Origin of the sequence: Actinomadura graeca (genome assembly GCF_019175365.1) — a bacterium.
Taxonomy (GTDB): Bacteria; Actinomycetota; Actinomycetes; order Streptosporangiales; family Streptosporangiaceae; genus Spirillospora; species Spirillospora graeca.
Map to the genome: position 1 here is coordinate 1564031 of NZ_CP059572.1, position 20585 is coordinate 1584615.

Genomic DNA, 20585 nt, shown 5'->3' on the forward strand with positions numbered 1-20585 from the left:
GGAGCAGCCACCGGGGCGCCCGCGGTCAGCCGGGCGGGAGGCGGACGGTCACGATCAGCCCGCCGCCCGGGCGCGGCGCCGCGTACACCGCGCCGCGGTGGGCCAGCACCACCGAGCGGACGATCGACAGGCCGAGCCCCGCGCCCTTGGCGGACTCGACGCGGTCGGCGTTCAGCCGCCGGAACGGCTCGAACAGCCGTTCCACCTCGTAGGCGGGCACCGCGGGGCCGGTGTTCTCGACCTGGACGGTGGCCCAGCCGTCCAGCAGCCCGGTGCGCAGCCACAGCTCGCCGCCGTCCTCGTTGTGCTTGATCGCGTTCTCGACGAGGTTGGAGACCAGGTGCTCCAGCAGCACCGGGTCGCCGAGCGCCGTCCCGGACGTCAGCTCCGGGTGCACCGAGACGTCGTTGTCGTGGTCGCGGCGCGCGGAGTGCTCCAGCACCGTCGCCGCGATCTCGGCCAGGTCCACCGGGTTGCGGGTGGTCAGCTCGCGCTCGCTGCGCGCCAGCAGCAGCAGCCCCTCGATGAGCCGCTCGTGGCGGGCGTTGGTGGCCAGCAAGGTGCGGCCGACCGCGCGCAGGTCGTCCGACACCTCGGGGTCGCCGAGCGCCACCTCCAGCAGCGTCCGGTTGATCGCCAGCGGCGTTCTCAGCTCGTGCGAGGCGTTGGCGACGAACCGCCGCTGGGAGTCGAACGCCTGCCCGAGGCGTTCGAGCATCGCGTCGAAGGTGTCGGCCAGCTCCTTGATCTCGTCGTCGGGGCCCTCCAGCGCGATCCGCTCGTGCAGCGTGCTCTCCGACAGGCGGCGCGCCGTCGCGGTGACCCGCTGGAGCGGGCTGAGCGCCCGGTCGGCGACGAAGTAGCCGAGCACCAGCGTGATGATCCCCACCCCGCCGAGCGCCACCAGGGAGCGGCCGACGAGCTGGCGCATCGTCTGCTCGACGAACTGGTGCTGCACCTCGGCGGCCGTCTCGGGGTCGTTGATGCCGAACCCGATGACCTTGACGCCGCCGAGGATGTTGGCCATCAGGATCGACATGACGAACAGCAGCAGCGCCCCCGCCATGAAGAACAGCAGCCCGTACAGCAGGGTGAGGCGCAGCCGGACGCTCATCCGGCCGGGCAGCGACTTCAGGTCGGCGGCGAACGACCCGCCCTCGGTCCGCCAGAGGCCCTTGGCGCCCGGGCTCGGCGGCGGGAACTGCTGCGGCCCCGGCCGCCGCCACGGCCCCCCACCCGTCCTGCCGTTCGGCTGGGCGTCCGGGACGGCGACGGGCTGGGTGGGCCGGCGGGCCGGCTGGGTGTCCGAGGGCGCGGCGTGCGCCCCCTGCGTGGGGTCGGGACCGCCCGGCCCGCCCGGGCCGCCGGGTTCGTCGCGGGGCGCCGATCCGGGCATCACAGCCGGTACCCCACTCCGGGCACCGTCTCGATCACCGGCGGGTCGCCCAGCTTCTTGCGGAGCGTCATCATCGTGACCCGGACGACGTTGGTGAACGGGTCGATGTGCTCGTCCCACGCCTTCTCCAGGAGCTGCTCGGAGCTGACGACCGCGCCGTCCGCGCTGAGCAGCACCTCCAAGACCGCGAACTCCTTGCGGGTCAGCTCGACGGGACGGCCGTCGCGCAGCACCTCGCGCCGGGCCGGGTCCAGGGTGATGCCGGACCGCTCCAGCACCGGCGGCAGCGGCGCGGCCGCGCGGCGGCCGAGGGCCCGCACCCGGGCGATCAGCTCCGCGAACGCGAACGGCTTGGCCAGGTAGTCGTCGGCGCCGATCGACAGGCCCTCGACCCGGTCGTCCAGCTCCCCCGCCGCCGTCAGCATGATGATCCGCGCCGGGTAGCGCTGCGCCACGAGCTGCTTGCACACGTCGTCGCCGTGGACCCTCGGCAGGTCACGGTCCAGGACGATCACGTCGTAGTCGTTGACGCCGGCCCGCTCCAGCGCGCCCGCGCCGTCGTAGGCCACGTCCACGGCCAGCGCGTCCCTGCGCAGGCCGGTCGCTATCGCGTCGGCGAGCACCCGCTCGTCCTCGACGACAAGAACACGCACCGCGTCCCCCTCCGGCCGGGGCGCCGCCCGCCCCCGCGCTCCAGGTATGCCACGGACCCCGTAAGACGCCCGTAAACACCCGTTCAGCTCTCCGCCCGCCGGCCTGTCTACGCTCACCGCAAGGTTCCGCGTAAATTGCATCGGCGAACAGGTTTACCTTCAGCCTAAGCCTGGGTAGGCATGGGCACGATCCGGGAGGAGGCCCATGGGCGAGTTGTCACGCATGATTCAGCAGCGACTCGACGACGCGTACGCGTCGTTGCGCAGCGCCCACGCAGACGGGGACACCTACCTGGCGGACATCCGCCAGGAGGAGATCAACGAACTGCGCCGGATCGCAGCGAACCACGACATCGGCATCGAACCGAGAGAGTAGATCGCGCCGCCCGCGGCACCGGGCGCCCGAACGTCCTGTTCCCGCGGGTGGTGCGGCGGCCGCCGCACCGTCCCGACCCGCCAGGCGGCCGGCTTCGCGATCAGGTTCCGCCGCCCGACGTCCTGGCTTCGCACGCGATCATGGTGACCGCCCGCGGCGATCGAGGTCCGACCGCCGCGGACGGCCACCGAGCGAAGGCCCCGGCCCCCCACCCGGCGCGCCCGGCCTCGGGCGGTCCCGGTCAGTCCCGCAGGGGGTCCAGGCGCGCCAGGACGTCGTGGAGGGCCTCGAAGGTGCCCGGGCCCGCGGCTATGGTCAGTTCCGTGCCCGCCGGAGCGCCGTGGAGGCCCTCGACGCGCCCGCCCGCCTCACCGACGATCAGCGCGCCGGCTGCCACGTCCCATGCCTGGACTCCGCGCTCGTAGTAGGCGTCGGTCCGCCCGGCCGCCAGCGAGCAGAGGTCCACGCAGCAGGACCCGCCGCGGCGGATGTCGCGGACGGCGGGCAGGACGCCCGTGAGGACCCGCGCCTGCCCGGCGCGCCGCGCCGCCGAGTACCCGAACCCGGTGGACACCAGGGCCCGGTCGAGCGGCACCTCGGAGTTCACGCGGAGTTCACGCGTGCCCGACGCGGTGTGCATCAGGGCCCCGCCGCCGCGCATGGCCGTGTACGTCTCACCGCGGCGGGGGATCTCGACCGCCCCGGCGACCGCGACGCCGTCCACCTCGGCGGCGATGCTGACCGCCCAGTCCGGCAGGTCGTACAGGTAGTTGACGGTGCCGTCGATCGGGTCGATCACCCAGCGGACGCCGCTGCCGCCGGGGCGGGTGCCGCCCTCCTCGCCGAGGACGGCGTCGTCCGGCCGGGCCGCGGTGATCCGCTCGATGATCAGCGCCTCGGCGGCGCGGTCCATCTGGGTGACGACGTCGGTCGGGCTGGACTTGGTCTGGACGACATCGGGGCCGTCCGCCGGGCGCTTGCCGACCAGCATCCGGGCGGCCTCCCGCGCGGTCGCGGCGGCCAGTTCCAGCAGGTCCTCGGCCAGGCTCATCCGCGCTCCCCCGCCGCCTCGGCCAGCAGTTCGCGGGGCAGCGCGGCGAAGCGCGGGTCGGCGCCGGGCGTGGCGGCCCGCGCGAACGCGATCCCGAGCTCCGCGGCCCGGTCGGCGGCCTCCACGTCGAGGTCGTACTTGACCTCCATGTGGTCGGACACGAACCCGATCGGCACGGCGGCGACGGCGCGGACCCCCTCGCCGTGGAGCTTCTCCAGATGATCGTCGATCTGGGGCTCCAGCCAGGGCTGGCTCGGCGGCCCGCTCCGGCTCTGGTAGACGAGATCCCACGGCTTCCCGGGGGCCGCCTGGTGGGCGACGGCCCGCGCGGCCTCCTCCAGCTCCGCCACGTACAGCTCGCGGTTGGGCTGGGAGAGCGGCACGCTGTGCGCGGTGAAGACCAGCCGCGCGCCTTCGGGCAGGCGGCCGAGGGCGTCTCTGGCGGCGTCCGCGAACGGGTCCAGGAACCCGGGCCTGTCGCTGTAGACGGGCAGCTTGACGATTTCAGGCGCGTCCGGGACCTCGTCCCGCGCGCGCGCAATGTCCTCCAGGTACTGGTCGTTGGTGGAGTAGCCGCTGTAGGCGGACGTGACGAAGGCGGCCGCCCGCGTGATCCCGTCGGCCTTCATCTGCCGGACGGTGTCGGCGAGGTAGGGCGCCCAGTTGCGGTTCCCCCAGTAGACCGGCAGGCCCACGCCGTGGGCGGCGAAGTCCGCCTCGATCGCGGATATGAGCTCCCGGCAGAGGGCGTTGATGGGGCTCACCCCCCCGAAGAGGTAGTAGTGCTCCCCCACCTCCTCCAGGCGCTCACGGGGGATGTTGCGGCCGCGGGTCACGTTCTCCAGGAAGGGGACCACGTCATCGGGCCCCTCCGGCCCCCCGAAGGACAGCAGAAGCAACGCGTCGAACGACGTCATGCCCCCATCCAACCAGCCGTCCCGCGATGCCCGATCACCGGTAGCGCGCGGCGTACGCCTTGGCGAGGTTCAGGACCTTCTGGACATACCAGTCGGCATGGTTGTACTGCCAGACCGCCCGGTACAGCTGCTGCCCGCCCTTGCCCGCGCCGTTCGCGCACAGATACCTGGCCGCGCCGGGGACGGCGTCGAAGGGGTTCATGATGTCGGCCTTGCCGTCGCGGTCGCCGTCCACGCCGTAGGAGCGCCACGTCGCCGGCATGAACTGCATGGGGCCGAGCGCGCCCGCGCTGGAGCGCCCGGCGTTGCGGCCGTGGTCGCTCTCGACCTGCCCGATCGCGGCGAGGACCGTCCAGGACAGGCCCCGGCAGGCCGTGGCCGCCTGCTTGTACAGGTCCAGGTAGCTGCCGGGGCGGCCGCCGTCCGCCGCCGGCCGGTACCTGCGCTCGTGCAGGTTCACCACGCTGGAGCCGCGCCCGAGGATCCCGGCCACCGCGGCGGCGACCTTGCCGGGACTGGCGCCGGGCGCGTTGACCAGCACCGCGATGTCGGGGACGAGGCCCATCCGCGCCCCCGGGTCCCTGCCGACCAGCATGTCGATGCCGGGCAGGCCGAGCTGCCCGGAGCCGCCCATGGTCAGGCTCGGCATCGTCCGGGCCACGACCGGGTACCGCAGGCCCCTGCCGAGCCGCAGCTTCTCGGCGGCGGCCGGGGACACCACGAACTGCCCGCCCGCCAGGGCCGTCCACAGGTCGGTCCTCTGCGCGGTGCCCGGCGGCGTCCAGGAGCGGAACGCCGACGGCTCGACCGCGAACGCGTTGACCTGCCGTCCCTGGAGCTGGACGGCGCCGCCCGCGGCCGTCACCACGTCCCTGACCTTGGCCAGCCTGGAGATCCTGGCGATGCGGTCCGCGGGGATCGGGCCCTTCGCCACCGCCAGCACGTCCGGCGGGACGACGCGGCGCAGCGGCGCCACCTGGCCGTCCTCCACCACGTTCACCGGGCCGCCGGGACCCGCGCCCGGCGCCTCCACCCGCGCCGCCGCGCCGGGCGGGTCGTCGTCCCCGGCGGTCAGCGCGGCGTAGGTCCCGCCGGAGGCCGTCCCGAGCGCGAGCACCGCGATGGCGGCGACGGCGAGCGGCAGCCCCCGCGGCGTCCTCCGGCCGGGCGAAGGGCGCGACGGCGGGCGCGCGGCAGGGGTCTCGGAGGGCGACGGCGGTGAGGATGCGGCCACAACATTTCCCAACGAGCGTCGCTACGGGTGAGTTACCTGTCTTTTCACTTCTTTCCCCCAGGTAACGTGATCATCGCGCTGAAGTCGAAGAACATGCTCGGGGGGTGCTCCCTCCCCCGGTGCGGGGGGAGGACGGGTTGGCCAGTACCTACCGAGAGCTGCTGGCGGTACCGGGCGCCCGGCTCTTCGTGGCCGCGGGGCTCGTCGGCCGCATGTCGATGGCCATGGAGGGCATCGGCATCGTCCTTCTGGTGTCCGCGGTCACCGGATCGTACGGTATCGCCGGAGCCGTCAGCGCGACGCTGGCGCTCGCGTTCGCGGCCGGGGCGCCGCTCACCGCGCGGCTCGCCGACCGGTACGGGCAGCACCGCGTGCTGGTCCCGGTGGTCCTGGTGAACACCACGGGCTACACCCTGCTGATCGTCTGCGCCCAGGCGCGCCTGCCGGTGTGGACGCTGTTCGCCGCCGCCGCCGTGGCGGGGCTCACGCAGGTGTCGCTGGGCGCCTGGGTGCGGGCGCGATGGTCGTACCTGCTGCGCGATACCCCCGCGCGCATCGGCGCCGCGTACTCGTTCGAGTCGGTCGTGGACGAGACGATCTTCATCACCGGGCCGATGCTCGTCACGGCGCTGTCCACGGGCGTCCACCCGGCGGCGGGCATCGCCGCCGCGGCGTCCTTCACGCTCGTGGGCTGCCTGGCGATGGCGTGGCTGCGCGACACCGAGCCGCCGCCGCGCCCGCGGGAGCCGGGGGCGGGCGGGGGGAGCGTGCTGCGCAACCCCGGTGTGCTGGTGATGTCGCCGGTGTTCCTGATGCTCGGCATGGTGTTCGGCTCGATCGACGTCAGCGGGGTCGCGTTCGCCGAGGAGGAGGGCCACAAGGCCCTCGCCGGCGTGCTGATCGGCTGCTACGCGCTGGGCAGCGGCGCGGCGGCGCTCTGGTACGGGGCGCGGCACTGGCGCAGCCCCCTGTCCAGGCGGTTCCTGATCGGGCTGGGCCTGCTGGTGGTGGGGCTCGTCCCGCCCGTCCTCATCGGGAACCTCTACCTGATGATGTCCGTGGTGTTCTTCTCCGGGCTGGCGATCTCGCCGACGATCATCCCGGGCTTCGGGCTGGTGGAACGGCTCGTCCCGGCGGCGCAGCTCACCGAGGGGCTGGCGCTGGTCTCCACGGCGGTGGGCATCGGGGTGGCGCTCGGCTCCTCGCTGTCGGGCCGGGTGGTGGACGCCGAGGGCGCGCACACGGCGTTCCTCGTCCCGCTGGCGTGCGCGGTGGTCGCGGCGGTCATCGGGCTGGCGGGTGCCCGGTCGCTGCGCAAACGTGAACTTTCCTCGCAATCATCCGCCGAGTAGAGTCGGCGCATGTCACCCCAGACCACCCGGACATGGCGGAACTGGGCGGGAAATCAGCAGGTCACGCCGCGCCGGACGGCGACCCCGCGCACCGCCGGAGAGGTGGCCGACGCGGTGCGGTCGGCCGCGCGCGACGGCCTCACGGTCCGGATGACGGGCAGCGGGCACTCCTTCACCGGAGCGGCCGTCGCGGAAGGCGTCCTGCTGCGCCCCGCCGCGCTCACCAGGGTCCGCTCCGTCGACACCGCCACCGGCCTGGTGACCGTCGAGGCCGGGCTCCCGCTGCACGCGTTCAACCGCGTCCTGGACGAGCACGGCCTCGCACTGGCCAACATGGGCGACATCCAGGAGCAGACCGTCGCCGGCGCTCTGCAGACCGCCACGCACGGCACCGGCCGCGACGCCGCCGGGCTGGCCTCCCAGGTCGCCGCCTTGGAACTGGTCCTCGCCGACGGCACCACCGTCACCTGCTCGGCCGACGAGCGCGCCGATCTGTTCGACGCGGCCCGCGCCGGGCTCGGGGCACTCGGCATCGTCACGGCCATCACCTGGAGGACCGTCCCGGCGTTCCTCCTGCGCGCGCAGGAGGAACCGATGCGGTGGGACGAGGTGCTCGCGCGCGTCGACGAGTTCGACGCGGCCAACGAGCACTTCGAGTTCTACTGGTTCCCCCACACCGAAGGCTGCCTCACCAAGCGCAACAATCGCGTCGAGGGTCCCGCGCAGCCCCTGTCCAAGATGAAGCACTGGCTGGACGATCGGTTCCTGTCCAACACCGTGTTCGGGGCCGTCAACAAGGTCACGCACGTGGCGCCCGCCTCGACGCCCTTCGTCAACGGCATCTCAGCCAAGGCGCTCGGTGCGCGCACGTACAGCGACACGTCCTACAAGGTGTTCACGAGTCCCCGGACAGTGCGCTTCAAGGAACAGGAGTACGCGATCCCGCGCGAGGACCTCGTTCCCGCACTGCGCGAACTCCGCTCCCTGTTCGCACGTGAGGACTGGCGGATCAGCTTCCCCATCGAGGTCCGGCTCCTCCCGCAGGAAGACGCCTGGCTGTCCATGGCGTACGGGCGTCCCACCGCGTTCATCGCCGTCCACGTCTACCATCGCGACGCGCACGAGACGTACTTCCGCGGCGTCGAGAACCTTCTGACGGCGCTCGGCGGACGCCCGCACTGGGGCAAACTCCACACCCGTGACGCCGCCTACCTGGAGAAGGTGTACCCGCGGTACGGCGACTTCCGGAGTCTGCGCGACGAACTGGACCCGGACCGCCGCTTCGCGAACCCGTACACGACGCGGGTCTTCGGAGACTGAGCGGTCTTCGGAGACTGAGCGGTCTCCGAAGGGTGACATGGCCTTCAGCGGCCCTCATCCGGCGGGTGCGCTGCGCTGAGGCTCCGCGCCGCCCTGCTCCTCGCCGCCCGTGCCCGGCGTCGGCGTCGGCGTGCTCGGCGCCGTCGGCGTGGACGGCCGCGTGGTCGTGGGACCGTCCGTCGGCCGCTCCGTCGGCGGCGCGGTCGTCCCGTCCGTCAGGCCGCCGGTCGGCCGCTCCGTAGGCGTCTCGCCCGAGGGCTCCCCGCTGGGCGTCTCCTCCTCGGGGGACCTCTCGGTGGACGGCGTGTCCCGCGGTGACTGCTTCGTCGTGCCGCCCCCGCCGAGCACCTTCGTGACGGTCAGCCCGTTGCCCTTGTCGCCGATCGGCCCGCCGGCCGCCGCCTCGTACACCGTGATGCCGCCGAGCACCACCGCGAACACCACGGCCGAGGTGACCACGAGCTTCACCCAGTGGTGGCGGGCCCAGTCCGCCGTGCTCCGCAACGCCGACCGCCGGACGACCTCCCGCACCGCCTCCTCGCCCGCCATCCCGGCGAGGGCGTCCGCGACGGTCATGGACGGGTCCATGGACGGATCGACGCGCGTCACGCCGGGGTCGAGGTCCATCCGCGTCACGTTCGGGTCGGACCACACCACCGTGCGGGTCGGGTCGGCGCTCACCGCCTCCGCCGCCGCGCCCCGCGCCGCGTCCCGCTGCTGCGCCGCCGCCTGGAGGTGGCCCAGATCCTTGATCTGCTCACGGCCCTGGTCCAGGTAGTGCTTGCACACGGCGGAGCCGGCCGTCGACACCACGCTCATGAACGCCGCGCCCAGGATCGTCCCGTACACGCCGAGGTACGACGCCCCCACCGCCGCGGCGGCCGTCGCCAGCCCGCTCGCGATCAGCTGCGTCGTGCTCAGGTCTGGCAGCTTGCGCTGCATTGCGCCGATTCCCCCCGTCCGATAGTGAACAAATCTCCCGAACCGAAACTAACGGCCACGTTCCGGTGTTCCACGCACGGACGTGATGCTCGCTACGCCAAACGGCTGGAGTCCCAGGGCCCGGTCAGGCACAGTGTGGAAAAGGATGCACAAGAATCAGGCAGAGCGCTCCCGGCCGGACCCCGGCCCCGGCAAGCTTGGTCAGGTGCCCTCTTCGGCCTCGTGAAGGGGGCTTCGAGAGCGGCGATGTTCGGACATGCCGGGTACGGTGCTGGCAGCAGGTGTGTCCGAAAGAGAGACTCGGGAACCCGGGGGGAAGGGCACGCATGCGCCCTCGGCGGGCAACGGCCGACCGGCCGGTGAGAGCACGATGGAGGCGGGCTCATCACCGGACGCGCGGTCCGGCGCCCTCCGTGCCGTCTGGACAGGGCAGGAAGGACACGCATGCAGGAGCTGCGCCTCGTCGCGGTCAGCGAGGACGGAACGTACCTCGTCCTGGCCACCGCGGGCCGAGGCACCCGGTTCACCCTGCCCGTCGACGACCGGCTCCGCGCCGCGGTCCGTGGGCACTTCTCCCGCCTCGGCCAGTTCGAGATCGAAGTGGAGAGTCCCTTGCGTCCCAAGGAGATCCAGGCCCGTATCCGTTCCGGCGAGACCGCGGAGGAGATCGCCGAGTCGGCGGGCATCCCCGTCGAACGCATCCGCTGGTTCGAGGGGCCGGTCCTGCAGGAGCGCGAGTACATGGCCCAGCAGGCGCAGCGGGTCACGGTCCGCCGCCCCGGCGAGTCCACGCCCGGCCCGCCCCTCGGTGAGACCGTCGAGGAGCGCCTCGGCCGCGGCGGCGTCGACCTCGAAGAGGTCGAGTGGGACTCCTGGAAGTGCGAGGACAACACCTGGCGCGTCCGCCTCTCCTTCTTCGACAACGGCCGCCCGCACGCCGCCGAGTGGGTCTTCGACCCCCGCCGCCGCCACGTCTCCCCCCTCGACGAGGTCGCCTCCCGCCTCACCGCCGCCGAGTGGGACGAGGAGTCCCTGGCCGACACCGTCACCCCGCTCGTCCCGCGCCGTCCCGCCATGAAGGTCGTCTCCGGCGACCGCGGCATCCCCGCCGAGCCCGAGCAGCCGGGCCCCGGGCCGCTGCGCACCGCCGAGCCGCGCGACTACGTCCTCGAACGCGGCCGCGTGCTCGACCCGCACCCGTCGTTCCCGTCCACCGACCCCACGCCCCTGCGCGAGGCGGCCCAGCTGCGCGAGGCCGGCCGTCCCCGCGGTCCCGCGGAGGCCGCCGGCGGCGACACCCCGCACCTGCGCCAGGCCGCCGCGCCCGCCGAGGCCATGGCCGCCCGTGAGGCGGCTCCTGCGCGCCCCGCGCCCGAGGACCCCCGGAAGGCCCGTCCCGCCGCCCGCGACCACGGCCGCCCGCACGGCACCACCGCGCCCACCGGCACCGCGCCCCGCGACGAGCCCGACACGTCCCAGGCCGTCCGGCCGGGCGAGGACGCCGACGAGTTCGAGACGGCCGGCGATCTGACGCGGCCGCACGAGCCCGCGCCGCACCGCGAGGCCACGTCCGTTCCCGAGACCGCCTCCGCTCTCGAAGCGGTGCAGGAACAGCAAGAGGCGGATGAGGCGCCCGAGAGCCCGGTCAAGGCACCCGGCGACGGCGCCGGCACAGGCGACGACCTCGAAATAGCGGCCCACGACGAGGCCCCTGAGCCGGGCGAGGACACGGCGGCGCCCGAGGCCGCCGAACAGGACCGCGCCGCCGGACACGACCGCAAGGCCCGGCCACTCGACGACGCCCCCGCGGCCGCCGCCCTCCAGGACGACGCCGACGCGTCCCAGGCCGCCGCCCTCGACGAGGACACCGGCTCCCCCGCGCCGCGCGAGGACGCCTCGGAGCTCCAGAAGGCCGGGCCCGCCGCGTCCCATGACCACGAGGACGAGTCCCGCGACGAGGCGCCCCTGCACGCCGACGAGGACGGGACGGCCGCGGGCACCGGCCCCCGGGAGGCGGCCGCCGCCACGGCGCCCGCCGATGCGGACCCGGACGAGACGGCCGCGCGCGTCACGGCCCCCGAGGTCGCGGCTCCCGGAAACGACGAGGACACCGCGGACACTGAGGACGCCGCGGACGAGCGGCCCGCCGCGTCCGGCGACGAGCCCGGCGAGGCGGAGACAGAGACGGCGGAGACGCCCGAGAAGGCGCCCGCGGCGCGGAAGGGGTCGGCCGGGCAGCGGACCGCTCACCGTCCCCCGGCGAAGAAGAAGCCCGCCGGGCGTCCCGCCACGCCACCGGTGCAGGACAAGCCCGCGGCGGCGTCGGAGACCCCGGCCGCCGCCCAGCGACCCGCGGCGCGCGGACGGCGCAAGGCCAAGGGCAAGCGCGCCTCCGTCCCGTCCTGGGACGAGATCATGTTCGGGGCGCGCCGCCCCGAGTGACCGCCGTCACCGGCGCCGGTCCCCGGCAGCGCGGAACGCCCCGGCGTGGCCGTGGCCGTGCCGGGGCGGACGCCGGGTCGCCGGGTCGCCGTGTCGCCGGGACGTCAGGCCGGGGAGATCACGCTGTCGATCCACTCCGCGTGGACGGTCACGTCGGTGTAGATGCCGAGCCCGGTGTGGCAGTCGGGGAACTGCGGCTGGGGCTTGTCAGGGTCCTGCGGCAGCGACTCGACACGGCTGAAGGCGCCGATGAGCCGCCAGCCCCCGGCCGTCCGGCGCAGCAGCGGGCCACCGGAGTCCCCGAAGCACGGCCCGGCCTCGGTCTCGGGGTTGCCGGTGCACACCTCGGACGCGGGCTGGATGGCGCCGCCGGTCACGTGCCTGCACGTCGAGGGCTCGCGGATCGCCGAGTCGAGCTGCTTCAGCACGTCGGGCGTCTCGCAGCCGGTGTTGGGGCCGGGCGCGGTGCACCCCCACCCCAGCAGCCGGGTCGGGGTTCCGGTGGCCTGCCGGGTGTCCAGGGCGATGGGCGCCTCCGGGACCGGCTGGTCGAGCTTGACCAGCGCGATGTCGAAGTGGTTCCAGTTGCCCTCGGGGTGCGGGACGATCCGCTGGGCGTCGCGGAGACTGCCGCCGTCGGCGTGGTGGTGGCTGCCGATGCGGAGCCGGACGTCCGCGGGCTGCTTGTCCGCCACGCAGTGCCAGGCCGTGACGACCCATTCGGCGTCCAGCAGGCTGCCCCCGCAGAAATGCTCGTTCGCGGTGGTCTGGAGGGACGCCATGAAGGGATACGGCTCCGTCGCGTCCTCACCACCGATGACCATGGTGGACGCGCCGCCGCCCGGCGGGTCGGGCTCGGCCGGCGCGGCGAGCGCGGCCGGGCCGGTCAGGCCGAGCCACAGCAGGGCCGACGCGGCCAAGGTCAAACGGAGGCTGCGCACAATGCATGTCCTTCCGGTGTCGGGAGTGCGTCCGGAGGCGCACGTGGGAAGCCCCCGGACCCGATGATCGTGCGCCTCGACGCTAAAGGGGCCCTGACGCGGCGAACGACCCAGCCTGCACGACGCGCCTGGGACAGGAGCCTGTACCGGGCGGAGGATGCTCAGGGCCTTCGCGCGGCGGCGGTGGCGGCCGCGCGATCACGTCCGGAGGGGTGACCCGGGCGAGTTCCCGGACGGGCCCTGCCGGGCAGGGGACGCGCCCGGACCGTCCGCGAGGAACGGCCGGAGCCAGTCGGGGGTGATGGCGGCGGCGAGGGCGACGGCGTCGTCCTCGGACATGTCGACCGCGGAGTAGCCGCCCTCCCCGGCGCCCACGGCGACGAAGAGGGTCGCCAGGCGCAGGCGCCGCTGGAACAGCGTCCGGCGGACGCGCCAGCCGACGATGGCGCCGTGCTCGACGACCACCTGGCGGCGGCGGAGGGAGCCCGAGCGGACGGTGAGGCGCCCGCCGCCGGTTGCGTGGCCGAGCTGGCGGTAGCGGTCCAGGCCGAGGGGCACGGCGAGGACGGCGAGGACGGCGCACGTCGAGGCGACCCAGGGCTGACCGGCGAGGACGGCGAGGACGCCGATCCCCGCGGGGGGCGCCACGGCGCGGGCGACGCGGCGGCCGCGGGCGGCCGGGGGGTGGGCGGTCAGGGGGGCGGGGACCTCGCCGAGCACGCGGGCGGCGAGGGACGCGGCGACGGCGCGGGGGGCGGCGGGCAGGAGACGGCCGCGGTGCGCGGCGTCGCCGAGCCCGGTGATGAGGGCGCCGAGGCGGGTCACGCCCGCCACCCGCTCGAAGGGGTTGTCGGACAGCTCGACGCCGCGCAGGCGCCGCCGTTCGAGGGACACGCTGCGGCGTGTGATCAGGCCGCGCTCGGCGACGATCGAGCCGTCCCGCTCGTGGACGGTGAAGTCCCAGTTGAAAAGGGTGAAGACGATCACCGACATGACCGGCATGGCGATGAGGACGAGGATCATCGGCACGACCACCAGCACGGTGGGGAGGCCGACGACGTCGTGGCCGAGGTCCTCCACGCGCTCCTGCGTGATGAGGCCGAGGTCGTCGCCGAGGTTGTACAGGGTCCCGAGGAGGCTGCCGGCCAGCGCGAAGGGGGTGAGCAGGTAGGCGCCGCTGAGAGGGGCGTAGACGTACCAGCGGCGGCGCATACGGGCGAGGACGCGGCGGGGCGGGGCGTCCTCGCGGGCCTCGGCGCCCTCGGGGCCCTCGGGGTGCGCGGCGTCCGCGCGGGCCAGCAGGACGCGCCGGAGCCGCTCGGCCTCCTGCCGGGAGACGGCGTTCAGCTCGCCCTCGCCTCCGTCCCCGCCCGCGTCGATGTGGACGACGGCGAGCCGCAGGAGGCGGTGGGGCAGGGACGCGGTGATGTCCACGCCCCGGATCCGGTCGCGCGGGATGCTCTTGACCGAGCGTCCGATCAGCGAGCGCCGCAGCTCGATGCGGTCGTCACGCAGGACGTAGGTGAACGTGGCCCAGCCGGCGACGTGGAAGAGCAGCCCGAACGCCAGCCCCGCGAGGGTGAAGTAGAAGGCCGTGGAGACGCCGCCCACCACCAGGCCGGTCGCGCCCGCCGCCAGCAGGGCGACCAGCTCCCGGACGGCGCCCACGACGAAGGTCAGCGGGTGCAGGCGATGCGTGGTGGCGCCGCCGCGCGCCGGGCCCGGATCGTCGCGCCGGGGAGGCGGTTCGTCCCGCACGGGGGTGGTCTCGTGGTGCGCCGGCGGGGGTTCGCCGTTCATGTCGCGTCGTCGCGGAGGTCGTGCGCGCGGCGCGCCAGGTCGCCCGCCAGGCGGGTCGCCACGTCCACCGGGAGGCCGGAGACCTCGGACGAGCCGGTGTGGGAGGCGGTGTTGACCTCGATCGTGGCGAGGCCCAGCATCCGCTCGATCCAGCCCTGCTCGGTGTCGACGGTCTGGATGCGGCTGACGGGAACCAGGAGCCACTCGCGGCTGAACCAGCCCGTACGGGTGTAGATCACGTCGGCGGTGACCTCCCAGCGGTGCACGCGGTACCGCCAGACGGGCGCGACGGTCACCATCAGCAGGCCCGCCCCGCCGACGATGTAGGGGAGCCAGCCGACCCTGCCGGACACCCAGCCGGGCAGGGCGCTCCACCCGGAGTCGCCGATCCAGGCGGCGACGCCCAGGGCGAGGCCGAACGCCAGCCCCCACAGCAGCAGGTACTCGATCGCCCAGTGCGCGACGGCCCGGGGCGACACACGGTGGGCGGGCGGCCGCAAGCGCGGCGGGTGCGGCCCCCCGCCGTCCTGGTGGTGACTGCGCCGCACCGACGTCACATCGTGAGTTTAGAGCTTCCGGGCGGCGCGGCAGGCCGTCCGGCCCGGGTCCGCCGGGAAGGGATCATGGCGGTATCAGCGTTTTGTCAGAGGTGCATGCGATGTTGGTCCGCGTCTCGCCGCGCTGACAGGGGTCTGGCGGCGGCGCGGAGAAAACTGGATGCGCATCGCACCGGACAACCCCTACCTTGGCAGGTCCGATCAGCAGGACCGCGAGATGTCCGGCGAATTGAGTCCCTAGGAGATCACATGACGTACGCCATCCAGGCCGATGGCCTGGAGAAGCGATTCGGTGAGACCCAGGCGCTGGCCGGCGTCTCGCTCACCGCGGAACCCGGAACGGTCCTGGGTGTCCTCGGGCCGAACGGCGCCGGCAAGACGACCGCGACACGCATCCTCGCCACACTGATCGAGCCGACCGCGGGCAGCGCCAGGGTCGGCGGCTTCGACGTGGTCAAGGAGGCGCACAAGGTACGGCAGCTCATCGGCCTGACCGGCCAGTACGCCGGGGTGGACGAGATGCTCACCGGCACCGAGAACCTGGTCCTGATCGGGCGGCTGCTCGGGATCCCGCGGCGCGAGTCCCGGGCCCGCGCCGCCGAGCTCCTGGAGCGTTTCCAGCTCGCCGACGCCGCGGAGCGGGCCGCCAAGACGTACTCGGGCGGGATGCGCCGCCGCCTCGACCTGGCGGCGAGCCTCGTCGGACGGCCGCAGATCCTGTTCCTGGACGAGCCGACGACGGGCCTCGACCCGCGCAGCCGCAACGGCCTGTGGGACATCGTGCGCGGCCTGACCGACGACGGCGTCACGGTGCTGCTGACCACGCAGTACCTGGAGGAGGCCGACCAGCTGGCCGACGACATCATCGTCATCGACCGCGGCGAGGTCATCGCGCAGGGCACCTCCGACTCGCTGAAGGCGCAGGTCGGCGGGCAGGTGCTGGAGGTCAGGCCGATCAAGGACGAGGACGCCCCCGCGGTGTCGCGGATCGTCGGCGAGCTGACCGACAGCGAGCCGGAGCTGCGCGACGGGCTGGTCTCCACGCCGATCACCGACCCCGAGCTGATGCCCGCCGTCGTCCGCCGCCTGGACGACGCCGGCGTCGGGGTCGGCGAGCTGTCGCTCCGCAAGTCCAGCCTGGACGAGGTGTTCTTCGCCCTCACCGGCCACCACACCGACGACATCGACGCCGAGGCCGGCGAGCTCGCCCGGTCCGCCGGCGAGAAGGCCACCGACAAGGAAGGGGCGTCGGCATGACCACCGCGACCTTCGCGCCGCAGGACCTGTCCAAGCGGATCGCGCCGGGCACCGCCCTGCGCAACACGCTCACCCTGGCCTGGCGCAACCTCGTGCAGATCAAGCACAACCCGATGGAGCTGCTGGACCTGTCCATCCAGCCCATCATGTTCGTGCTGCTGTTCGCGTACGTGTTCGGCCCGGCGATGGAGGGCAGCGTCTCCGCCTACCTGCCGATCGTCATCCCCGGCATCATCGCGCAGAACGCGCTGTTCGCCGGGATGAGCACCGGCTTCGGGCTGAACACCGACATCACCAAGGGCGTCTTCGACCGGTTCCGGAGCCTGCCGATCGCGCGCAGCGCGCCGCTCCTCGGGCGGATCATCGCCGACACCGCCAAGCAGGCGTGGTCGATGCTGATCCTGCTGTCGGTCGGCTTCGCCATCGGCTTCCGGATCGAGACCAACGTCGTGGCGCTGCTCACCGCGTTCGTGCTGCTGCTGACGTTCGCCGTGCTGTTCTCGTGGACGTCGGTGTTCATCGCGATGAAGGTCAGCGAGCCGGAGAAGGTGCAGATCTTCGGCTTCGTGGTGATCTTCCCGCTGAGCTTCCTCAGCACCGCCTTCATCCGGTCGACCGAGGGCATCCCCGGATGGCTCGCCTGGGTGATGAACAACAGCCCGGTGACCCAGCTGGTCGAGGCCCTGCGCGGCCTGCTGGTCGGCGGTCCCGTGCTGAACCACGCCCTGATCGCGCTGGCGTGGGGCGTCGGGATCTGCCTGGTGTTCGCGCCGCTGTCGCTGCGGGCGTTCAAGCAGCGCGCCTGACGGCGCCCAGACGCCCACCCCCGGGCGCCGCGCCCGCGGCACGGCGCCCGCCCGACGGCCCGGCCACCGCCCACGGTGGCCGGGTTGTCGGCTTGCCGGGCCCGGTCCAGGCCTCGGCGGCCGGGGTCCGGTCCGGGGCGGTCAGCCGCGCGGGCCGTCCCCGCCGTTCTCTGTGTCCCTGCCGTCGCCGCCGTCGCCGCTGTTCCGGCCGTCGCCGGACGGCTCGGGCCCCCCGCCCGGCCCGCGCGGCGCGGCGTGCGCCGCCCGGCGGGGCAGCCCGAACTCGTCCACGACGTCGTCGAGGGTCCTGGTCAGGCCGCGCTCGTAGGCGGCCGTGAAGGCGGCGTCGCCGAGTTCGGCGCGGACGGCGGCCTCGACGGCGACGATGTCGGGCAGCGAGAGGTCGCGGGAGCCGCGCAGGCCGTCGGCGGTGCCGAGCAGCCGGGCGGCGCGCTCGGGATCGCCGTCCACGCGCGCCAGCTCCGCGTGGCCGCCCAGCGCGTACGCCACGATCGGGTGGTCGTGGACCTGGACGCCGCCGAGCAGCGCCTCGGCCAGCCGGGCGCGGGCGTCGTCCGCGGCGCCCATCGCGAGGTCCAGCCGGCCGCGGGCGCAGAGCACCATCGAGCGGAACTGCGGCGGGCCCGAAAGCCCGCCGATGAGGTCCTCGGCGTGGGCGAGCCTGCGCAGCGCCTCGGCGTGGTCGCCGGCGCGGCGGGCGATCTCGCCGAGCTGGTAATGCAGCGCGGCAGTGTCCTCCGGCCGCGATGAGGTCTCCGAGGCCCGGACGGCGTCCAGCAGCAGCGTCCGGGCCCGGTCCCGCTCGCCGGCGAGGTCGAGCTCGTTCGCCAGCTTCATCGTCACGTGCAGGATGGAGCCGTTGCCGCCGCCCAGCTCGCCGGCGAGCTCGCCGGTGAGGCGGAGGCCCTCTTCGAGGAGCCCGATCGCGGCCCGGTGCTCGCCGCGGCGGCCGAGGTCCTCGCCCTGCGAGGTGAGGGTGAACGACAGGCCCCACCGGTCCCCGGCCTCGCGGAACCCGGCGAGCGCCCGGTCGAAGTCGCCCGCCAGCCGGTCGATCCGGCCGAAGTTCTGGGAGATCTGCCCGCGCATGAAGTTCGCGAGGCCGCGCACCCACGGGTCGGGGTCGTCCACGAGGCCGTCGATCGCCACGGTCGAGGACGGGTTCCAGCCCTCCGCGTGTATCTCCACGGTGGTGAGGATCAGCCGCAGCGCCGGGTGCCGGGCGCCGTCGCCGATCCCGTCGCAGATCGCCTTGACGCGCCGCATCCAGGTCGTGGCGCGGCCGCACGCGTCCTGGTCGTCGATGGAGGTCATCGCGGCGAGCGCGAGGGCGACGGCGGTGGTGTGGTCGTCGGGGACGTCCGGCAGCGTCAGGATCTCCTCCACGCTGTCGGCGCCGTCGGCGAGACGGCCGTGCAGGAACCAGTACCAGCCGAGCGCCGCGCAGAACCGCAGGGCGAGGCGCGCGTCCCCGATGGAGATCGCCCAGCGCAGCGCCGCGGAGCAGTTGTCGTGCTCGGCCGACAGCCGCCGCAGCCAGGCGAGCTGGTCCCCGCGGAACAGGTGCGGCCCGGCGGTCTCGGCCAATCCGACGAAGTGGGCGGCGTGGGCGTGTCGCGTCGCGTCCTCCTCCCCCGACCGGACGAGCCGCTCCAGCCCGTACGCGCGGATGGTCTCCAGCATCCGGTAGCGGGGGCCGTCGACGCCGTCGGCGACGATGACCAGGGACTTGTCGACCAGCGCGGCGAGCACGTCCAGGATGTCGCCGCGGTCCAGGCCCGGCCCCGCGCAGACCTCCTCGACGCTCTCCAGGGTCGCGCCGCCGGGGAACACCGCGAGGCGGCGCCAGAGGGCGCGTTCGGGCTCGTCCAGCAGGTCCCAGCTCCACTCGACGACGGCGCGGAGCGTCTGGTGGCGGGGCAGGGCGATGCGGCTGCCCGCGCTGAGCAGCCGGAACCGGTCGTCGAGCCGGACGGCGACCTGCGCGGGGGTCATGGCCCGCAGGCGCGCGGCGGCCAGCTCGATGGCGAGGGGCATCCCGTCCAGCGCCCGGCAGATCCGCGTCACCCACGCGACGTTGGCCCCGGTGACGGCGAAGCCCGGGGACACGGCGGCGGCGCGGTCGGCGAACAGGCGGACGGCGGGGCACGCCAGCGCCGCCTCCGCCTCCGCGGCGGGCGGGGGCGGCTCCAGCGGCCCGACCGGCCACAGCGTCTCACCGGTGATCCCGAGCGGCTCCCTGCTGGTCGCGAGGATCCGCACGCCGGGGCAGGCGGCGAGCACCTGGTCGGCGAGCCGCGCCGCGGCGTCCAGCAGGTGCTCGCAGTTGTCGAGGACGAGCAGCATCCGGCGGCCGGCCAGCGCCGACACGAGGCGCTCCAGCGGCTCGGCGGCCTCCGGCGGCGTCATCCGCCCGGGGGCCGCGCCCATCAGCGTCATCTCGCGGAGCCCGAGCGCGGTGAGGACGGCGGCGGGGACCTCGGCGGGGTCGGCGACGGGCGCCAGCTCCACGAGCCACGCCCCGTCCGGCATCGTGCCGGAGCAGCGCTCGCCCGACTCCAGGGAGAGCCGCGTCTTGCCCGCGCCGCCCGGCCCGGTGAGCGTGACCAGCCGTGTCTCGGCCAGCAGGTCGCCGACCCGTTCGAGGTCGGCGTCGCGGCCGATGAAACTGGTGAGCCGGGCCCGCAGGTTCCCCTTCCGCATCTCCGGCGGGGCGTCTGCGGGGCGCGCGGGCTCCGGGTCGCGGGCCGGAGCGGGCTCCCCGTCCGGGACGGGGGCGGGGGCGTCAGGGCGGAGCGCCGGGTCCTGCCGAAGGACGGCCAGGTAGACGGCCTCCAGATCGGGGGACGGGTCAACGCCGAGCCCGTCGGCGAGCGCGCGCTTGGCCCGTTCGTAGGCGGTGAGGGCCTCCGCCTGGTGACCCGCGGCGTAGAGGGCGCGCATCAGCAGCGCGGCGGCCTGCTCGCGCAGCGGGTCCTCCGCCGCGAGGGCCTGGAGCTCGGGCAGCACCTCCGCGTGACGGCCGAGGCCGAGGTCGGCTTCCAGCCGCTCCTCCTGCGCGGCGCGGCGCAGCGCCTCCAGGCGCGCCGCGGGCGCGTCGGCGAACCGGCGCCCGGCGGCGTCGGCGAGCGCCGGGCCGTGCCACAGCGCGAGCGCGTCCCGGAGTCCCGCCGAGCGGGCGGCGGGACCGGCCGCGCGGCGCGCCGCCGACACCAGCGTCTCGAACTCGTGCGCGTCGACGGCCTCACGCGGCAGGGCGAGCCGGTACGCGCCCGGCCGGGACTCCAGCGCGTCCCGCCCGATCGCCGAGCGCAGCCGGGAGACGAGCGACTGGAGCGCGTTGGGCGCGCCCTTCGGGACGTCGTCCTCCCAGAGCGCGTCGATGATCCGCTCGACCGGCACGACCGCGCCGGGGTCGAGCGCGAGCAGCGTCAGCAGGACGCGCAGCCGCGCGCCCCCGATCACGACGGGGCGGCCGTCCGCGAGCACCTCCAGGGGGCCCAGCACGTTGATCCGCACT

16 protein-coding genes are annotated in these 20585 nt (G+C 74.4%); 6 read left to right on the forward strand and 10 right to left on the reverse strand.

Annotated features, from left to right (window positions below; genetic code table 11):
- Positions 1–25 precede the first annotated feature (25 nt).
- Positions 26–1396: a sensor histidine kinase gene (locus AGRA3207_RS07275; protein ID WP_231333785.1), complete on the reverse strand. Its 1371-nt coding sequence runs from the start codon at positions 1394–1396 to the stop codon at positions 26–28.
- Positions 1396–2049, reverse strand: a complete 654-nt coding sequence (locus AGRA3207_RS07280) for a response regulator transcription factor (protein ID WP_231333786.1) — start codon at positions 2047–2049, stop codon at positions 1396–1398. Before AGRA3207_RS07280 ends, AGRA3207_RS07275 begins: the two co-directional genes overlap by 1 nt.
- A 205-nt stretch (positions 2050–2254) precedes the next feature.
- Between AGRA3207_RS07280 and AGRA3207_RS07285 the strand changes: the two genes are divergently transcribed.
- Entirely contained in the window at positions 2255–2425 is a 171-nt protein-coding gene (locus AGRA3207_RS07285) for a hypothetical protein (protein WP_231333787.1), read from the forward strand.
- 241 nt (positions 2426–2666) lie between these two features.
- Here AGRA3207_RS07285 and AGRA3207_RS07290 read toward each other — a convergent pair whose 3' ends face one another.
- Genes AGRA3207_RS07290 through AGRA3207_RS07300 form a run of 3 tightly spaced genes read right to left on the reverse strand, consistent with a single transcriptional unit; the run spans position 2667 to position 5627 of the window.
- Entirely contained in the window at positions 2667–3476 is an 810-nt protein-coding gene (locus tag AGRA3207_RS07290; protein WP_231333788.1) for an inositol monophosphatase family protein, read from the reverse strand.
- Entirely contained in the window at positions 3473–4393 is a 921-nt protein-coding gene (locus tag AGRA3207_RS07295) for a ferrochelatase (RefSeq protein ID WP_231333789.1), read from the reverse strand. Before AGRA3207_RS07295 ends, AGRA3207_RS07290 begins: the two co-directional genes overlap by 4 nt.
- 34 nt (positions 4394–4427) lie before the next feature.
- Positions 4428–5627, reverse strand: a complete 1200-nt coding sequence (locus AGRA3207_RS07300; RefSeq protein ID WP_231333790.1) for a lytic transglycosylase domain-containing protein — start codon at positions 5625–5627, stop codon at positions 4428–4430.
- 137 nt (positions 5628–5764) lie between these two features.
- Between AGRA3207_RS07300 and AGRA3207_RS07305 the strand changes: the two genes are divergently transcribed.
- Both AGRA3207_RS07305 and AGRA3207_RS07310 read left to right on the forward strand, forming a co-directional pair.
- Positions 5765–6979, forward strand: coding sequence for an MFS transporter (locus tag AGRA3207_RS07305; RefSeq protein ID WP_231333791.1), 1215 nt, complete (start codon positions 5765–5767; stop codon positions 6977–6979).
- 9 nt (positions 6980–6988) lie between these two features.
- Positions 6989–8299, forward strand: coding sequence for a D-arabinono-1,4-lactone oxidase (locus AGRA3207_RS07310; protein ID WP_231333792.1), 1311 nt, complete (start codon positions 6989–6991; stop codon positions 8297–8299).
- Positions 8300–8353: 54 nt separating this feature from the next.
- Here AGRA3207_RS07310 and AGRA3207_RS07315 read toward each other — a convergent pair whose 3' ends face one another.
- Positions 8354–9241 (reverse strand): PT domain-containing protein, encoded by an 888-nt coding sequence (locus tag AGRA3207_RS07315; protein ID WP_231333793.1) that lies wholly within the window; start codon positions 9239–9241, stop codon positions 8354–8356.
- A 444-nt stretch (positions 9242–9685) separates the two neighbouring features.
- Here AGRA3207_RS07315 and sepH point away from each other — a divergent pair, with 444 nt between their 5' ends.
- The gene (gene sepH, locus AGRA3207_RS07320) at positions 9686–11683 is read left to right on the forward strand and encodes a septation protein SepH (protein ID WP_231333794.1); all 1998 of its coding nucleotides are present in this window, start codon (positions 9686–9688) and stop codon (positions 11681–11683) included.
- Positions 11684–11787: 104 nt separating this feature from the next.
- Here the strand turns inward: sepH and AGRA3207_RS07325 are convergent, their stop codons facing one another.
- From AGRA3207_RS07325 to AGRA3207_RS07335, 3 genes are all read right to left on the reverse strand, one after another.
- Positions 11788–12624: a S1 family peptidase gene (locus AGRA3207_RS07325; RefSeq protein ID WP_231333795.1), complete on the reverse strand. Its 837-nt coding sequence runs from the start codon at positions 12622–12624 to the stop codon at positions 11788–11790.
- A gap of 198 nt (positions 12625–12822) precedes the next feature.
- Positions 12823–14424, reverse strand: a complete 1602-nt coding sequence (locus AGRA3207_RS07330; protein ID WP_231333796.1) for a PH domain-containing protein — start codon at positions 14422–14424, stop codon at positions 12823–12825.
- Positions 14421–14981 (reverse strand): PH domain-containing protein, encoded by a 561-nt coding sequence (locus AGRA3207_RS07335; protein ID WP_231333797.1) that lies wholly within the window; start codon positions 14979–14981, stop codon positions 14421–14423. Before AGRA3207_RS07335 ends, AGRA3207_RS07330 begins: the two co-directional genes overlap by 4 nt.
- 249 nt (positions 14982–15230) lie before the next feature.
- Here AGRA3207_RS07335 and AGRA3207_RS07340 point away from each other — a divergent pair, with 249 nt between their 5' ends.
- Together AGRA3207_RS07340 and AGRA3207_RS07345 are read left to right on the forward strand one after the other, a co-directional pair.
- On the forward strand, positions 15231–16238 hold the full coding sequence (locus AGRA3207_RS07340) for an ATP-binding cassette domain-containing protein (protein WP_231333798.1): 1008 nt from the start codon (positions 15231–15233) through the stop codon (positions 16236–16238).
- Entirely contained in the window at positions 16235–17044 is an 810-nt protein-coding gene (locus AGRA3207_RS07345) for an ABC transporter permease (protein ID WP_231333799.1), read from the forward strand. Before AGRA3207_RS07340 ends, AGRA3207_RS07345 begins: the two co-directional genes overlap by 4 nt.
- A 141-nt stretch (positions 17045–17185) precedes the next feature.
- Here AGRA3207_RS07345 and AGRA3207_RS07350 read toward each other — a convergent pair whose 3' ends face one another.
- Positions 17186–20584, reverse strand: a complete 3399-nt coding sequence (locus AGRA3207_RS07350) for an AfsR/SARP family transcriptional regulator (RefSeq protein WP_231333800.1) — start codon at positions 20582–20584, stop codon at positions 17186–17188.
- Position 20585: the final 1 nt, after the last annotated feature.

What these genes read in the sequence shown, in the direction of transcription:
- AGRA3207_RS07275 (WP_231333785.1), bottom strand. Translation starts at nt 1,396, where the DNA reads ATGCCCGGATCGGCGCCCCGCGACGAACCCGGCGGCCCGGGCGGGCCG.
- AGRA3207_RS07285 (WP_231333787.1), top strand. Translation starts at nt 2,255, where the DNA reads ATGGGCGAGTTGTCACGCATGATTCAGCAGCGACTCGACGACGCGTAC.
- AGRA3207_RS07290 (WP_231333788.1), bottom strand. Translation starts at nt 3,476, where the DNA reads ATGAGCCTGGCCGAGGACCTGCTGGAACTGGCCGCCGCGACCGCGCGG.
- AGRA3207_RS07295 (WP_231333789.1), bottom strand. Translation starts at nt 4,393, where the DNA reads ATGACGTCGTTCGACGCGTTGCTTCTGCTGTCCTTCGGGGGGCCGGAG.
- AGRA3207_RS07310 (WP_231333792.1), top strand. Translation starts at nt 6,989, where the DNA reads ATGTCACCCCAGACCACCCGGACATGGCGGAACTGGGCGGGAAATCAG.
- AGRA3207_RS07315 (WP_231333793.1), bottom strand. Translation starts at nt 9,241, where the DNA reads ATGCAGCGCAAGCTGCCAGACCTGAGCACGACGCAGCTGATCGCGAGC.
- sepH (WP_231333794.1), top strand. Translation starts at nt 9,686, where the DNA reads ATGCAGGAGCTGCGCCTCGTCGCGGTCAGCGAGGACGGAACGTACCTC.
- AGRA3207_RS07330 (WP_231333796.1), bottom strand. Translation starts at nt 14,424, where the DNA reads ATGAACGGCGAACCCCCGCCGGCGCACCACGAGACCACCCCCGTGCGG.
- AGRA3207_RS07340 (WP_231333798.1), top strand. Translation starts at nt 15,231, where the DNA reads ATGACGTACGCCATCCAGGCCGATGGCCTGGAGAAGCGATTCGGTGAG.
- AGRA3207_RS07345 (WP_231333799.1), top strand. Translation starts at nt 16,235, where the DNA reads ATGACCACCGCGACCTTCGCGCCGCAGGACCTGTCCAAGCGGATCGCG.